The sequence below is a fragment of the Pseudomonas sp. FG35 genome, assembly GCF_057809295.1.
This window is the reverse complement of sequence record NZ_JBMDJR010000004.1, coordinates 184366-200943: the sequence shown is the minus strand read 5'-3', so window position 1 is coordinate 200943 and position 16578 is coordinate 184366. Positions and strand designations below refer to the sequence as shown.

Sequence of the window (16578 nt, the reverse complement as noted above, 5' to 3'; positions counted from 1 at the left end):
ATTGCTTGAGGAGCAAAGACCATGGCATCGATTGGAAACATTGGCGGGTTGCAGGAAAAGCGTCGTCAGGCGTTGCTCGCGTACGCCATCGGGCAAGTCCGCAAAGACAACGTCAAAAAGTACCCCTTTCTGAATACGGCGGAAGATATCCTGGAACTTCTTCGGATGGATCCTCGGGATAGCCATCTGGTGCAAAGCGCCAAGGTCGCCGAAGCGGTGAGTTGTGTGCAGCAGTACATTCGCGCGGTGTATCACAAACTCGAGCCTGGCTTTGAGGACGTCGAATTCGAGAAGAAGGATCTGGAAGCGTGGAATTACTCCGACGACTACTCGACCTGGGCGGCGGTGAAGATGATCCAGACCTTCCCGGAAAACGTCGCTCACCCGGCTGTGCGTATTGGCAAGACCAGTCTGTTCAGAACATTTGAAAACGACTTGAACCAGGCACGCCTCACGACTGACAGCGTTCAGGCAGCGATGCAGACGTATCTTGAAGAGTTCGTGAAAATTTGCGATCTGGAAATGGTCAGTGCCTATATGGACGGAAAGTCTCCGGAACTGGCGGAATATTATTTCGTCAGTCGTACACGCAGTGATCCGCGCCAATACTATTGGCGAAAGGCCGAGGTTGAAATCGGATCCAAAGAAAAAGCGTTGAACCCGGCAGCCTGGAGTGAGCAGTTGCCCGTGGATATTCCTGTTGACGTACAGGTGCTGGATATGCGGCTAGTGGTCTGGAACAGGCGACTGTGTATCGTATGGGCCACCTGGCGCGACAGGGTCGAGCAGAAGGATCAGTTTCTACCCGACAAACTGGACATTTACGTGGCCTTCAAGCGCCAGAACGATCAGTGGTCGCCGCCGACGACGTTGCTCACCCGGGAATTTGCGGAACGAACTTCTCCGGTTGGCGCCCGGCTGATCGCCACTGTCCGGTCTGATTATCAGGATCCCAAGAGCAAACTCGGGGTATTGCTGACCACGGGCAACGGCGCCATCCAGGAGAGCTCGGTGCATGATGTGTTCTTGCGCTCGGTCCCTCATGACAATGGCGCATGGCTCGAGCATGTGGCGAGCAAGCGCTTCACTGGCATTGAAATGATTCAACATCCGCTGATGAATCAACCGGGGGTGGTGGCCAGTGATTCATCGGCAGGCGATCTGACGGGGTTTCTGGGATTGCACGCCACGGCTCATAGCGTCGACACGGATGATGTGCTGGTGGTTCAGGGTTATTGCTGGTTGACGGGGCTTTCCGGAGCCGACGTTTCCCTGACGCTGACCCTGGTAGACCGGGGTGCCACTGATCCTGAACCACTGACCGGAAACTATCCACGGGCAGGCGGCTGGAACACCATTACGCAGGTTTTTACTCGCCCCAAGGGTTACTGGACACAACCGGTTGTCTTCACATTTGGCAGTGCCGCCCAAGGGATCAAACGCTTCGAGGTCCGGGTCAAGGATCTGACGGATTTCGTCGTTCCGACCCTGCTCAAGAACACCCAGAACGCGGCGCAGTTTCTATCGTTCAACCAGGAGCATCTTGAGCTCAAGTTCACCCGGCTCAATACGCTGTTCGGCCCCGAACTGGTGTCGCTTGCCAGCATTTCCGTCGATAACGTGCTGGACTGGTTCACTCAGTTCCTGGAGGAGCCGGGGCCTTCGAGTACGCCGTTCGAAGAGCCAAACGGTATGTTCGACAGTGCCAATGGCCGACATTTCTGGGAGCTGTTTTTTCATATGGTGCATCTGATCGCCACGCGTCTGCGCGATGAGGAGCGTTTTCAGGAAGCGCTCGACTGGCTCCGGCACCTGTTCGATCCCAATGGGCCGGCCGACCCGAAGGATCCGCCCGTGGACAATCCACGACCGCAGTACTGGCGATGCCGGCCGTTGATCAACGACGGCAACTGTGGACATGAAGTCTGGAATCCGATGGACCCCGATGCCATTTCTTATGGGGCGCCCAGGCACTACCGGATTCTGGTGTTCTGCGATTACGTTAAGACATTGATTGCAGAGGGGGATTGGCTCTATCGCCAACTGACCCGAGACAGCCTGGCAGCGGCCAAACTGTGTTACGTCCATGCTCAGTTTCTGATGGGCAAGGCACCGTCGGTTCGCGCAGTGAACCGCTGGCAATCGATCAAGCTCGGCGCCCTTTTGTCCGCCAGCGAATCGCGACCCAGGCTTGAGGCCTTTGAAAAGACACTGGTGTTCAGCCGTGGGGATTTTCCGCTGGCCACCGATGCCGACGCCCGTTCAGGATTGCTCGGCTCGGAAATTTTCATAAACCCTCTCAATGAGCAGCTGCTTCGACTTTACGCGTTGCCTGGCGTACGCCTGGGTAACTTGCGCAGCAATCGCAGCATCGACGGTACGCCACTGCTCACTGATTTGTACTCTCCGGCCGCAGATCCCAGACAACTGATGCGCGATCTGGCTGCCGGGAGCAGTGGTGCGCCAAGGCCGATGGGGGGGCGATTGAAAGTCATCCCCTTCCGCTGGCGTGTCTCGTTCGAGGTCGCAATGCGCGCTGCGCAGATGTTGTCGGAGTTTGGTGCGCAGGTCCTGAATCTGATGGAGCGAGCGGACCAGGCTGAGCTGCAGGAAACCCAGCAACAGCAATTGGTGGAGCTGGGCGACTTTGCTCACAAAATGCAGGAGCAGACCCTCGAACAGTTACGTCTGCAGGTCACTGCGCTGGAGCAGAGCAAAGCCGTGGCACAGGAGCGTGCCGACGCTTATGACCGACTCTATGTCGAAGACATTTCGGCGGTCGAATACGAGGTGATGGACAAGATTCAGTTATCGAAATCGCTTTCACTCGTCGCTTCCAGCATCAAGCCGGCTGGCGCAGCCATTGCCGCGTTACCCAACATTATTGGATTTTCGAACGGCGGACACAGGGTCGATAAAATCACCGATGCCGTGGTGTTCGGGCTGAGCGTTGCCGCCTCGGTCAAGCAAATGGAGGCCGACAAACAAGCGACGACCGAAGCCTACCGGCGCCGCCGCAATGATTGGGACCTGCAGCGCAAACTGGCACTTGCGGAAGTCCGCGCGCTGGATGCACAGATCAGCGCGCAGAGACAATCGGTCCTGGCGGCTCAGACCAATGTGGAGCAGACCCTGCGAGCCAATGCCCATGCATTGACGATCTTCAACTTCCTCAAAAAACGCGCGACCAGGGCCGAGCTGTTCAGATGGATGCTGGGACAGCTCAAAGCGCTGCACTATCAGGTTCACGATGCGGCTGTCGCCCAGTGTCTCAGTGCGCAGGCATCGATGAGCGCCGAGACCGGCGATTACGATTCACCGCGCACCCTGCCTCAGGTCTGGCAGGATGCTCGTCACGGTCTGACGTCAGGTGAGCATCTGCGAATGTGGCTGCTGGGCCTGGAGCGTGACTACATGCAGCGTTATCAGCGGCGGCTGGAGCTGCGCAAGACGGTATCCCTGCGCCAATTGTTCGATGACACCATTGATCCTCAGTTCGCTCTTTACAGCTGGTCGGACGCACTGGCGCAATTGACGTCAACGGGATCGCTGGATTTCTGCCTGACCCAATTGCGGTTCGATCGCGATCATCCGGGGCATTACTGCCGGCAGATCAGTTCGGTCGCGGTCCATCTGCCCGTCGTGAAAGGCCCTTATCAGGATGTGCATGCAACGCTGGTGCAGATCAGCAGCAAGATCGCGACCAAGGCAACAGCGCAATCGGTCGCGCACTTACATGCCCCTGCTGGTTCCGTGGCGCCTTCCGATGTGTTGATCAACCTGCTTGCCGGCCAGTCGATTGTCGTATCGACGGGAGTGGCCGATAACGGCCTGACCAGTCAGAAACCCGACGAAGGCTTGCTCAATCCGTTCGAAAACACCGGAGCGGTCTCCTGCTGGCAGTTGAAGTTCCCCTGGCCGCTGAAGGAACCACAGTCCTCCATCCTGCATTCCCTGACGGACATCATTCTGGAGATCTGTTTTACCGCCAAGGCGGGCGAGCCGACCTTCATTCGTCAGGTCGAGGACATGGTGACCTTGGCCGAGGCACCCGACAAAAACAAAAAGCGCAAAGGAGCGGGCAGACATGCGTAAACAGAATGTACTCGCCAACCAGAGCCTGGTGAAAAATGGGTCGTTCCGTCAGATCTTGACCGATTGGACGGTGTATCCGAGAGGCAGTCCCTGGGTTCAGGTTGTGAGACAGGATTACAACGGCCTGCCAGTCAATACATTGTCCGTCGGGTATGCGGCCTCAGTCAGCCAGGAAATCGTCGCACCCATGGATCCAGGCGTTGACGCGGTCTATGTCCTGAAGTTTCTGTGTGAATCGCGTCATACCGGCACAGGTTTTGTACGCATCAACAGCGAGGGAATGCCGCCGCTGGAGATTCCGATTCCTCCTGGCCGCCAAAGTGACGAAGAACAGCCGCTGGCGTTTGAGCCGGTCCCGTACGAGGTTGCGCTGGATTCGACGTTCCGCGCGGGTGCCACTCTGACATTCAGTGTGACCAGCGCGCCAAGTGAGCCTGATGGCTATCATTTGTTGCTGTACCTCACTGACATCACCATCGAATTACACCTGCAGCCGTTGGTGTTGCAGGCCTTCAGCCTCGACGAGGAGTCACACCCGCCGACCGCACCGGTGCCTCTGTGCCTGGGGGCGGAGGACCTTGGGATCCATCAGCTGAAGTTCTATGTCGCAGACGGCAATACCTGGCAGGGTACCGATTACTCCCTGGAGGTTGACGACAATCCGCGGGAGGCGATCGTCGCCGATCCTGACTGGTCGGCTGATCATCCGCTGGACGGGCATCGTTCGCTGCGTTGTCCGCCGCTCGACCTGACTGCGCCGCACTCGATGACACTCACGCTGTTCAACCAGTACACCGCTGAACCCTATCGGTTGGCGGCTTCGCTGTGGCATCACCGATTGAAATTTCTGCAAGTGCAGGAGGCGGCTTATTTTCCGGTACTTGAGAACAACGAAAGCGTCAAGTTTGGTGTGCAGGTGGGATCGTTTTACACGGGCCAAACACTTGAAGGGTTGACCGTTACCTGGACCGTGGTCGGGACATCCATTGAGGTTGCGGCGGACACCGATGCTGGAGGCTGGGCGTACTTCGACTATGAGCCGGACTCCGCGGGATTTTTCACCGTCATCGCCTCGGTCGCGAGCCTTTATTACGCCTCGGGTGCTGTGACGCAGAGCCTGGAAGTGCAGGTATTGGCGAAGAGCCCCTGGTCGGAGGTCATGGCCGTAGTCGCTGACAAGGCAGATCCTTGGGCGTTAAAGACCGGATGGCCAAATCGGGGTTCTCCTTATCAGCTGTTGGTCACGGTGCCAGATGTTTTGGTGGGAACGACCCTGTCGCTTGAATGGGAGGGCGATTCCCAAGAGCAGCTGAAGGTCGTCGTCAACCCGGCGATCAAGGAAGATGTGCTGGTAACGCCTACTCGTGAAGTGCTTTGGACGATGACAAACGCGGATGAGCTGGACGGCCGGTTCGAGGTGCGGTTGATCTGCTCAAAACTGCTCAAGCCATCGCCATATAAAAGCATGCGGCTGGCACGCAACGAGATCGAAATTGGCAGTGTGCGCGAGGCGGACAAGACTTGCGTCGTGGATGAGAATGAAAGTGCTACCGTTCAGGTCGAGGTATTGCATCTGGTGGCGGATGGCGGCGGTGATCCGGTTCAGGGAGCGTTGGTCAAGTGGCTGTTGCCGGGCGGGAGCACTGTCGTTTCGACCACAGGCGCAGGTGGCTGGACCAGCCTCAACTGGCAGCCGCCCAGCGCCGGAAACCATTCGGTTGTTGTACAGATCCAGGCGCACCCGGACGCCATACCGGTCGAAAGGACTTTTGTCATCCCGGCAGTTGCGACCAGCCCCTGGAAAAGCCACGTCAGGTTTTTCCTTGATGGCGATGAAGTCGAGCGCAACACGCTTGGGTTGCTCTGCCGCCGTGGACAGACCCATACCCTGAAAGTCTTGCCGAACGCCGCCAGCCCGTGGATCGGGAAAAATATCAGCCTGCACTGGCGCAAGGCGGATCCTTTGATCGGATTGACCATCAGTGAACTCGGGTTACCCAAAACGCTGCTCCTCGAGGGTGTCGAATGGACGCTTTACTCTCAGGCAGGCACCAGTCAAAGCCGGCCGTTCGAAGTCGAGTTGCATAGTGAAGGCGAGTCCAGTGTCCGCGAGTTGTCCGGGCGTTTGATGCACCTGGATCTCAAGGAAGAGCTGAGCCAGCTGCTCGATCAGGTTTTCGCACCACTGACCGGTCAACCGTTACGCCCCTGCCTGGGTGCGCTTCATCAGTTCAACGCTTTACCGAATGCGCTCAGCCCATTGCTGGGGCTGAACCTGTTTTTGGAGTGGACGGGAACGTCTGCCGCCGAGTTGGGTGCAACGGTAACCCCTGCACTGGACCGGCCGCAGCGCCTGGACGCCGGCGGGGCGATATGGGCGCTGGACTTTCTCAGTGCGGTAGCCGGCCAATTCATGCTGACCTTGTCTTTGCCTCAGCTTGGTTTTGCCTTTACTGCCACGCCTATGGTGCTGGATCACAACAAGCTCAGGCTGATGGAGTTGCGCGGTCCTGCGATAGACCCTGTCGTCGGGATGGACAATGCGTGGATTTGGGCCTGGGTGGTTTCTCATTTTTCCGGTGAACCGGTTGCAGGTGCGACGGTGACATGGGAGGCCGAAGGTACAAGGGTTGAAGTCAAGACCGATGACGAGGGTAAAAGCGGCTTTGCGTATGCACCGAAATCCCCCGGAGCGCATCCGGTCACAGGTTCGATCATCAGCCGTTTTGACGACTTTCAAGAGTCGCGCTCGACAGAGTGTAATGCCTTGGGAGTCGATCCCTGGGAGCAGATGTTGTCCGCTTTCGACGGATTGCCCCAACATCCGCTCGGGACAAACACCTACTTCCCGCGCCGCAAGTCGGAGCATGCACTTGAGGTTTCGGCACCCGTTGGCAATGCCTTGATCGGACGCACGCTGACCCTGGGGATGAGCGGCGAGGGGCCTGCCGGGCTGGGGATCGCTTTCGTCCCGGCCAACACACTTGGGTTGGCGCGAGTATTCAACGGTACTTGGCAAATTCCGTTCTCCGTAAAGGATCTGAAGGACGGCAGCTGCGCACTATGCCTCGCCGCCGAGCGGCTGGTGCGACTGTCGCCGCCGATGCATATGTCGGTGGGGAAAGGCGATCAGGTGCTGACGATCAGTACAGCCAATCGTGCCGCCCCGATTCTTTATTGGGGAGACGCGTTTGCTGGAGTCGTGAGGGTTCTCTCGTCGATAAGCGGGAAGGCGATGGTCGGTGTAGAGGTCAATTGCTCAGGAGAAAACGGAGAGACTTTTACCACCGTCACTGACTATTACGGGAATGCGAACGTGCGGTTCGTCCCGAAAGTTCCTGGTCCGTCAGCTGTGATTTGCTCCGTGGGGGCGGGGGCGACTTCGCAGTCGGTTACGCTCCCATATGAGTTGTTGGAACCACGGGAAATAGCGTCGCTCACCAGTCCGAATACTTCAGGTCCTGTTGGGACAAGAGTTTCAGCAGAGATTCTGGTGGTGTCGGCGCGCAATGGCCAGCCACTGCAGAACGTCGAAGTCAAATGGGCATTTTGGGATCTCGTCCTTCCACCATCGACGACGGACGGTGTGGGAAAGGCGAAGGTGGAATTCAGACTGCCCAACATGAACCGTGCGCTTCTCGAAGCGACCGTGGAGGGTGGGCTTGCTGGTTGGGCAGGAAAATATCTCGAATTCAGGATGGTGCCAAATGTCTAGCTCATCTGTTTCTTCTCAGACCTGGCTGCAAAATTTCAGACCTTACGTGAATGGCGAAAAAGTGAGATGGCCAGACCTGCATTTGCATCTGGTGGCGGGAGAATGCATCGATCTGACGCTGGAGTTTGAATACAGCTATTTGATTGGCGATCCGGAGTCTCCTCTGAAGTTGTGTTGTGAGCCGGACGCGGAGTCATTGGGATTGGTGTGTGATCCTCCCTTCGGACAACTGGTCGAAATGGCAGAGGGGCTTATTCAGCTGACTTGGCATATTTGTGCCCACAAGACATCCGGTTCACCGTTTGAACTGCATTTTGAGATGCCTTTGTATCCTGGGATGCCGCCTTCACCGCCGGTTCCAGGGGAAGTTGCGGCCGTATTTATCGATTCGCTTAGTTGCGATCGAACTGAGGCTTATGTTGGATACGAAATCAATGCTCAGGCCTCCATGTTGGCTTTTCCCGGCAATCAACCTGTGCCAGGGGTCAGGCTTAATTGGAGCTATGCGGAGAAGTCTTTACCAGACTCCACTTCGGGAAATGATGGCAAAGCGTTAAATACTTTCACTGTCGAGTTGGGCGACCATACTTTGGCAGTGGCTCAGCCTTCGGGAGATTCCGACTCAAGGACGCAGAAAATTACGGGGCTGCCGATGCCGGATGCAACCTTTTATGGAGCATCAATCGAACCAAAAAGGTTACATCTTGGGGAAGCCATTCATGTAAGCCTGGTGGCTCAGGATCGATTTGCAATGTCGAGAATAGAAGGCATACAAGTTGTTTTGGCAGTAGATGGAGAAGTGATCGGTAAGAGTTATTCGGATAGTTGGGGAAACATCCGTATGACGTTCACGCCTGTTCACAGCGGATCCGGGACGATATCGGTTCATATGCATGCCCAGACAGAAAGCAGCGCGTCTTCATCATTTGTAGTTTTAGCTGCTGAATGATGGAAAGAATCTCCATGTGGGCATGATTTTTAGGCCCGGAAGCTCAGCGGATATTTATTGATAGGCGTATGGAAAATGTCCAAGCATTTACTGTCTTCGACCTGGCGCGCTAATTTCAGACCTCATCTCGATGGTATTAGAAAGAGATGGGAAGATTTGGTATTGAATCTGGTCTCAGGCAAGCGTTATCAACTGAAACTGGAATTTGATGACAGCTATTTGATTGGTGATTCCGAGTCACCTATTGCCATTCATTTCGTGCCAAGCGGCGATGTGAGTGGCATTGAAGCTGTTCCTCCAGAAGGACAACTCATTGAAATGGTGCGGGATCCGGATACGTTCAGCAGCTTGATATGGACCCTTTCAACGGAGCACGCGCACCCTGGCCCTTTCCATATCTTTTTCAGAATGCCTCTTTACGTCGACATGCCTGATTCGCCGGAAATTTCAGGGAAAATCGAAAATCTGATCATTGACTCACTGACTTGTGATCAAGCTGTTACGTATGCCGGGTATGAAATCAATGCTCAGGCAGTGGTGCTGGCTTCTCCCAGCGGTCAGCCCGAATCAGGCATCGCCCTGAAATGGACTTACGGGGGAAAGTCCTTGCCCGATTCCATCACAGATGAGAATGGCATTGCATCCGTTAGATTTGCGGTACCAGACGTTGGAGAGTACGACCTGACAGCCACTCTGGTTTCTGGTTCACACGATACAAAGACCCTGCGCATTGTTGTTCAAGAACTTCGGCGTGCAGGTATTGAAAGGATGACACAGTATCCCTTCGAACTGCCGGTCGGACAGACTGCGGAAATTGCAGCGTTTGTACGAGACTGGTACACCTTGCAGCCGCTGGCAGGGCGAACAGTCCAATGGACATTCAATGGATATGAGTTCGACGTCAGCTATACGGATTCAAACGGCCGGGCAACAACTCGTTGGCTTGCGACTGGGGCCGTCACGGGAGTTGTATATATTTGGGCTCATGTCCATAGCCCGGATCACGTAGCGGAAAAATCCGCACCACTAAATGTTGTTCGATCCCGCGTGCTTGAATAATTAGATTATTTTTCAGGGTCGAATGGTCACTGCAACACACCGGATCTCTTCCAGTCCAGATAGCGCGTCACAAGTTTGGCACCCAACTCTTCGGCGCGCGTATCCAGTACGGGAAGTCCGTGAGCGCTCAATTGGTCATGGGTAGCGGCTCTTGCGTTCAGGTAGTCCAAAGTACCGCAATAGGACAGTGCATTGTGGAAGGTTTGCACGGGTTCATGATGCAAAAGATCAGGAGCCTTTTCCCGCAGACTGACCACCAATACCTGATTTTTCTGGATCAATTGTTTGACCGCACTGAGCAATTCACCATCGTCCTCACCTTGCACATTGGTCACCAGCACCACCAACGCCCGGCGTTTTTGCCTCGCCAGCAACTGATTCACCGCCGCCGGATAATCCGCCGAACGCCGTGTGCTATCCAGATCGTAAACACCGTTGAGCAACACCTTGAGTTGCCCCGCACCTTTGACCGGAGCAATAAACCGCGGCTGATCACTGGCAAAGGTCATGAATCCCACCGCATCCCCCTGCCGCAACGCCACATGACTCAGCAACAAACATGCATTCAACGCATGATCGAAATGCGACAGCTCCCCATCCTGACTGCGCATCTGCCGCCCGCAATCGAGCATGAAAACAATCTGTTGATCCCGCTCGTCTTCGTACTCCCGGGCAATCGGTGTGCGATGGCGGGCGGTGGCTTTCCAGTCGATCTGGCGCAGGCTGTCGCCTTCGCGAAATTCTCGTAGTTGGTGAAATTCCATTCCCTGGCCACGGCGTTGGCGCTGGCGCACGCCGAGCCGGCTCAGCCAGTTGTCGACCGCCAGCAGTTGGCCGCCGTAGAGGCGGGCGAAGTCGGGGTAGACGCGGGTCTGGTCGGTGATGTTCAGCAGGCGTTTGCTGGACCACAGGCCGAAGGGGCTCGGCAGGTTGAGCTCGCAGGTTTCGAAGCTGAAGTGGCCGCGCTTGAGCGGGCGCAGGCGATAGCCGATCAGGCTGCGCTGGCCGGGTTGCAGCTCGGTGGCGAGTGGCAGGTTTTCAAAGTCCAGGTCATCGGGGATGTGATCGAAGATTTGAATCTTCAGTGGTTGCGGGAAGTCGTGTTCGACCTCCAGCCGCACTTCGCTCCAACGACCGAGGGCCAGGCTGCCGGGCATCTGTCGTTTCACGCGGGGCGAGGGCAGGCGCTTGAGGCGCAGCGCGTCCAGCAGGCTCAGTGCAAACAGCGCCAGCAACAATCCCCAGTTGATCGACAGCAGACTCGCAGGCACCTCGACGTCCAGCGCCTGCAACGCGCCCAGCACAATGCCGATGGCCAGCAGGATCGCCAGCCAGATCAACAGCAGGCGCGAGGGTTTCACAGGCGCGGCGCCGGTACTTGGTCGAGCAGTTGCTGAAGCACTTGATCGACTTGCAGCCCTTCGATGTCCAGCTCCGGCGCAAGGCGTACGCGATGGCGCAACACCGCCAGTGCGCAGCCCTTGATGTCGTCGGGAATCACGAATTCACCGCCGCGCAACAGGGCCCGGGCGCGGGCGCAACGCACCAGTGCGATGGAGGCGCGTGGCCCGGCGCCGAGGGTCAGCCCCGGCCAGGTGCGGGTGCTGCGGGCGAGGCGCACGGCGTAATCGAGCACTTGCTCGTCCAGCGGCAGATCACTGGCGATGCGTTGCAAGGCTTGCACGTCCTTGGCCTGCAGGACGGTGCGCAGCGGTTGCACGTCGAGCATGTCGGCGCGGGTCGAACGGCTGACCTGACGCACCATGTCCAGCTCCTGATCGGCGTCGGGGTAATCCATGCGCACCTTGAGCATGAAGCGGTCGAGTTCGGCTTCCGGCAGCGGATAAGTGCCTTCCTGTTCGATCGGGTTTTGCGTGGCGAGCACCATGAACGGTTGAGCAATCGGCAGGGCCCGGCCTTCGAGAGTGACCTGACGTTCCTGCATCGCTTCGAGCAGGGCGGCTTGCGTCTTGGCCGGGGCGCGGTTGATCTCGTCGGCCAGCAACAGGTGGGTGAACAACGGGCCTTTGCGCAGTTTGAATTGTTCGGTCTGCAGGTCGTATACCGCGTGGCCGGTGACGTCGCTGGGCATCAGGTCGGGAGTGAACTGGATGCGCGCGAACTCGCCGCCGAAGCATTTCGCCAGGGCGCGTACCAACAAGGTCTTGCCGAGGCCGGGAACGCCTTCGAGCAGCACGTGACCGCCGGCGATCAGCGCGGTCAGCACATCGTCGATCACCGGGTTCTGGCCGATCAGCGCCTTCTGCAATTCGCCGCGCACCGCCTGGGCCAACTGGCTGGCGCGCTGGCGTTGCTGGGCCACGTGGCTGGGTGAGCCGGGTTCGATGTGTTCGGTCATAGCGTGTTCCTCAAGGCTTGCAGGTGGGCGACCTGACGGCAGAATTCGGCGCTGGACATGCGCCGGTTCGGTGCCGGGCTCAAGGCCTGGCTGATGGCACGGGTCGGTTGGCGGGTCAGGCGCGACAGCACCAGCCATTGTTCGGCGACGTTCAGTTGGTCGAAACCCGGATGACGGTGACGGGCGCGGCGCAGGACGTCCTGCTGCAACGCTTGCAGCAAGGTCTGCTGGCCGTTGTGACGCAGGACGAAAGCGGCACTGGCGCGCAGGTGCTCCATCAACTGTCGACGACCAGTTGGGGCGGGTGCCTGCACCGGACCGTGACGCACGCCGACATGCCACAGCCAAAGACCGATCAGCGCCAGCAAGGCGACGATGGCTTGCGGGAAATAGCGCCAGAGCAAGGTCGGCAGACCGTCGTGTTCGGTGTTGTACAACAAGGTCACGGCGGTGTCGGCGCTGAGGTACCAGAGCAGCCAGGCATTGTCGTGCTGCGCAATCGCCGGGGTTTTCCACAGATCGGCATCGGTGACCACGGTGATCGTGCCGAGGCCGAAAGCCAGTTGCATCATGTGCGTGGCTTTCGCGCTATTGGCCCAGGCCTGGGCGAGGTTTTTCGGGTCGTCGAGGTGGAACGCGGTGTCGAATCCGGCGTAGGCGGGTGCGTCTTCGTCTTCCAGATAGAGTTTGGTCAGATTCGGGAACGGGTCTTCGGCGGCATCCGGCGGCGGATCCTTGAGATCCTTGCTGAAGGATTGACGCAGTTGCACGCGGTCGAGCAGCAGGTCGTTGCTCTGGCCGGTCTTTTCATTCCAGATCGATTCGGCGACGAACACCAGCCTTCCGCCGGCCCGGGCCCAGTTCAATACCTGGTCAACCTGACGCGGAGTCATTTTCGAGCGGTCGTTGAACATCAGCAACGTGTGCTGGCGCGGATCGATTTCAGGTAGCACGGCAAGGCTTTCGGCATGGCTGACGTCGATCCCGCGCTCGCGCAGAAACATCTCCGCCGCCAGATAAGGGTTGGCTTGCGCAGCGGGAGACGGGCCGTGATCGACCTCGGCCTGGTAAGGCGTGGCCTTGAGGTACAGATAAATGCCCAGCACAGCTAGCAGGGCGACGATCAGCGCACCGCCCAGAAGCCAGAGCGCGCGCCGGTTCAACGGGCGGCTCCGTGGCCGAACAGGGAGCGCCAGCCATCACACAATTCCTGTTGCAGATGTGCCGCCGGTACGCGGTGCCCGTAGGCCATGTTTTGCCAATGGCCGGTGAGGTGACGGCTATAAGTGAGCAGATCCGGACGTTGCAACTGTTCGATCCGGGCCAGCACTTCGTTTTCGGTATCGGCGGGTTTCAGGGTCAGGTTGAAATCGTGCAGCAGATGACTGAGCAGTGCCCGGTACAAAAGCCCCAATGCCGCACGCGGCTCGGTTTGCCAGAGCTGTTCCGCGTGGCTGGCGATGTCATCGGGCAGGCTTTCCTTTTGCAGATCCAGACCGAAGGCTTGTTGTGGCAAGGGTCTTCTGTTCGCTTCGGGCGAGCGCGGACGGCGGCCGACGAATGCTTGCAGAAAATCCCGATAACGCCAGATCAACCAGCCAGCCCCGGCGATCGCCGCGCCCCACAGCACGACTTCGATCGCCTTGGCCAGGCCGTCGAGGTGTCGGCCATCCAGCCAGTCGAGCAGTGTTTTCAACCATTGCGGTGCTTCACTTTCCCTGGTTTTTTCGGCGGCAGCGGGATCTTCGCCGAAGCGATAACGGGTGACGGTTTCCTTGTTCTTGAATGGCGGTTGGTCGAGCAAGGCCTTGATGCTGTTGCGGGATGCCTCGCTGGTCAGTGGCTGGTTCAACAGACGCGGTGCATCAGGCGCAGTGGCAGGTTCGGCAGCCCAGGCTGAGGGCAACCCCGGCAACAGCAGACATACCACCAGCAGCAAGCCGATTGCGCTGCTGTTCAAACGCTGGCGCAAGCGGCGGAACACCAGTTCGATGTCCCAGGCTTCGAGGACGGTGCGGCGGTTCAGATACAGGCTGAACCCGCAGGCGACATACACCGGTTCCCAGATCATCAGGATCAGCGCATAGAACGTATTGGTCAGATGCTCCAGCCAGCGCCATTCGTGGTCCGCCGCGAAGATCAGGCTTTGCCAGTCCCAATCGGTTTCTACCTGCTGCGGCAGAAGCAGGTAGAACAACACCATCAGGCCGATCCACAGCGCCGTTTCCAGATGCACGCCGATGATCGTCAGCCACTGCGCGGCGCCAGCATTGCGTTGCAGCAGTACTTGCAAGCGCTGCTGACGCGCCGTGCCGTCGAGGCCTTCGAGTTGCAGCACGGGCAGCAGGAAGCTGCGACTCAGGCTGAACCGGCGCCAGGTCAGGCTGGCGATGAGTTGCGGCTTGAGCAGGCGCGGCCATTGGCGCAAGGCCTGTTTCAAGGTGGGTGTTTCGCCGAACAGCGCCTTGGACAGGATGTACAGCGGCAAGCGTTCGTAGGCCGGTTTCAGCCACCAGAAGATGAACACGGCGAGTGACGGTGAATCCCACAACAGCAGGCTGAGCACCGCGAACAGCGGCAGGGTGACGATGGCCCAACTGGTCATCAGCAGGCGCCGATGTTGCTGGCTCATGAGCACGCCCAGGTCCATGGCTTCCCAATTGGTGCGCGGACGGATTGCCACGGTTGCGTCACTCAGGCGCATGGCGGGTCCTTCCGGCGAACAGCAGATAGAGCGCCACGCAGAGCCAGAGCCCGGCGCCGACCAGGTATTTGGTCTGCGGCGAAACCCCGGTGCGCGACGACCAGTAGGCTTCGATAAACGCGGCGATCAACAGGAACAGCATCACGCCACAGATCAGCAGGATGCTCCGGCGCGCCGCAATCTGCAGCGCCTCGATTCGTGTAAGGCGTCCCGGCGCAATCAACGCCCAGCCCAGTTTCAGCCCCCCCGCACCGGCCAGAACAATCGCACTGAGTTCAAATGCCCCGTGCCCGATCACGAATGACCAGAAGGTCTGGCCGAAGCCGATTTCACTCAGGTGCCCGGCCACCGCGCCGATTATCAGGCCGTTGTAGAACAGGAAAAACGCGCTGCCCACTCCCAGCAGCAAACCACTGGCGAAGGTCTGAAAAGCAATGCCGATGTTGTGCATGATGTAGTAGCCGAACATCACCCAGTCTTCGCTCGCCGCGCGTTCGGCCGAACGCCCGAGGTGGCCGGCGACCGGGTCGTACATGCTTTGCATCTCGCGGACCTGCTCGGCCGGGATCAGGCTGTAGATCAATTCGGGACTCAGATACACCAGCACCCCGAAACCGATCAGGCTGCCGAAGAACAGCAGGGCGGCGGCCAGCACGAAGCGCCATTCGGCGCGCACCAGTTGTGGAAAACCGGCCAGGATGAAACCCGGCACGTCCGCGCCGATCCGGCTGCGATGCCGGTAAAGCTGTTGATGACCGCGCAGCACTTGCTGTTGCAGGGAGTCGACCAGAAAACTGCTGTAGCCGCGTTCCTGCGCCAGGGCCAGATGCTGGCAAAGGCGCCGATAAGCCTTGGGAAATTCCGCCACCTGCGAGGTGCCCTTGCCGCGTTCCAGGCGTTCGAGAGCAAGCGTGAAACGCTCCCATTCAGCCTTGTGGCGGGATTCGAAAAGGCTTTGCTTCATGTCGGCCCCAACAGGCCGCGAGCGATGCCGTTGAGCTCACCGACGGCTTTCGGCGCGCTGATGTGCAGCGGCTGAGCGAGCAATGCAGCGAGTTCATTGACCCGTGCCGTCGAAAGCTCGCCCTGGCGCTCGGCGAAAGCGAGCAGGGCACGTTGTTCAGTCTGGGTCAGCGGGATCGGCGAACGACGGGGGGCGGCATCGGGTAATTGCGGGCGCTTGAGCGGGCGTTCGCTGTAGATCACCAGCGTGCCGGCCGCGATATCGCCGAGGCGTTTGAAGGTCGGGTGTTGCAGGCAACTGATCGCACCGAGGAAATAGCCGAACGGCATCAGGTCGACAAAGCGCAGCAGATTGCGCAACAGGGAGGCCGGCCAGCCGACTGGCGTGCCATCGTCGTGCACCACCCGCAGGCCCATCCATTGTTTCCCCGGCGAGCGACCCTGACGCAGTACTTCGAACAGCACCATGTACCACCAGCTCACCCCGAACAACAGCAGTGAGCCCAGGCCGATACCGAGTTTGCCGAGCAGCGCCAGCAACATGAAAAGCAGTCCCAGGATCAGCCCGCGCAACCCCAGATCGACGGTGAATGCCACGGCGCGCACCATCAGGCCGGCGGGACGCAGCGGTAGATCGATGCCTTCCGGCGTTTCGACCTGGTGCCGCGTGTCCAGTGGCGGGGCCAGCGGTGCTTTCCTTGGCGGTGCTGTGGTCTCGAGCATGGGCTACCTGA

10 protein-coding genes are annotated in these 16578 nt (G+C 58.6%); 4 read left to right on the top strand and 6 right to left on the bottom strand.

The genetic code is table 11. The features are described 5' to 3' along the window. Positions 1-21: 21 nt before the first annotated feature. The 4 genes from ACODTD_RS10030 to ACODTD_RS10015 all read left to right on the top strand — a co-directional run bounded on the left by ACODTD_RS10030 (position 22) and on the right by ACODTD_RS10015 (position 9818). Positions 22-4095 (top strand): Tc toxin subunit A-related protein, encoded by a 4074-nt coding sequence (locus ACODTD_RS10030; protein ID WP_489104799.1) that lies wholly within the window; start codon positions 22-24, stop codon positions 4093-4095. Further along, positions 4088-7810, top strand: a complete 3723-nt coding sequence (locus ACODTD_RS10025; RefSeq protein ID WP_489104798.1) for an Ig-like domain-containing protein — start codon at positions 4088-4090, stop codon at positions 7808-7810. The genes ACODTD_RS10030 and ACODTD_RS10025 overlap by 8 nt, the downstream gene beginning before the upstream one ends. After that, entirely contained in the window at positions 7803-8759 is a 957-nt protein-coding gene (locus ACODTD_RS10020) for a hypothetical protein (RefSeq protein ID WP_489104797.1), read from the top strand. The genes ACODTD_RS10025 and ACODTD_RS10020 overlap by 8 nt, the downstream gene beginning before the upstream one ends. Before the next feature lie 75 nt (positions 8760-8834). After that, positions 8835-9818, top strand: coding sequence for an Ig-like domain-containing protein (locus ACODTD_RS10015; RefSeq protein WP_489104796.1), 984 nt, complete (start codon positions 8835-8837; stop codon positions 9816-9818). Between the two features lie 26 nt (positions 9819-9844). Here the strand turns inward: ACODTD_RS10015 and ACODTD_RS10010 are convergent, their stop codons facing one another. From ACODTD_RS10010 to ACODTD_RS09985, 6 genes are read right to left on the bottom strand one after another with little or no spacing between them, the layout of a single operon-like run. Next, positions 9845-11179: a DUF58 domain-containing protein gene (locus ACODTD_RS10010; RefSeq protein WP_489104795.1), complete on the bottom strand. Its 1335-nt coding sequence runs from the start codon at positions 11177-11179 to the stop codon at positions 9845-9847. Continuing rightward, complete coding sequence (locus ACODTD_RS10005) at positions 11176-12177, bottom strand: AAA family ATPase (protein ID WP_489104794.1); 1002 nt, start codon at positions 12175-12177, stop codon at positions 11176-11178. Before ACODTD_RS10005 ends, ACODTD_RS10010 begins: the two co-directional genes overlap by 4 nt. After that, positions 12174-13340 carry a DUF4350 domain-containing protein gene (locus ACODTD_RS10000; protein ID WP_489104793.1) on the bottom strand — a complete coding sequence of 389 codons (1167 nt, stop codon included), beginning with the start codon at positions 13338-13340 and terminating at the stop codon, positions 12174-12176. Before ACODTD_RS10000 ends, ACODTD_RS10005 begins: the two co-directional genes overlap by 4 nt. Beyond that, positions 13337-14881 (bottom strand): DUF4129 domain-containing protein, encoded by a 1545-nt coding sequence (locus ACODTD_RS09995; protein ID WP_489104792.1) that lies wholly within the window; start codon positions 14879-14881, stop codon positions 13337-13339. Before ACODTD_RS09995 ends, ACODTD_RS10000 begins: the two co-directional genes overlap by 4 nt. Then, positions 14868-15845, bottom strand: a complete 978-nt coding sequence (locus tag ACODTD_RS09990; protein WP_201816269.1) for a stage II sporulation protein M — start codon at positions 15843-15845, stop codon at positions 14868-14870. The genes ACODTD_RS09995 and ACODTD_RS09990 overlap by 14 nt, the downstream gene beginning before the upstream one ends. Continuing rightward, the gene (locus ACODTD_RS09985; RefSeq protein ID WP_011335668.1) at positions 15842-16567 is read right to left on the bottom strand and encodes an RDD family protein; all 726 of its coding nucleotides are present in this window, start codon (positions 16565-16567) and stop codon (positions 15842-15844) included. Before ACODTD_RS09985 ends, ACODTD_RS09990 begins: the two co-directional genes overlap by 4 nt. Positions 16568-16578: the final 11 nt, after the last annotated feature.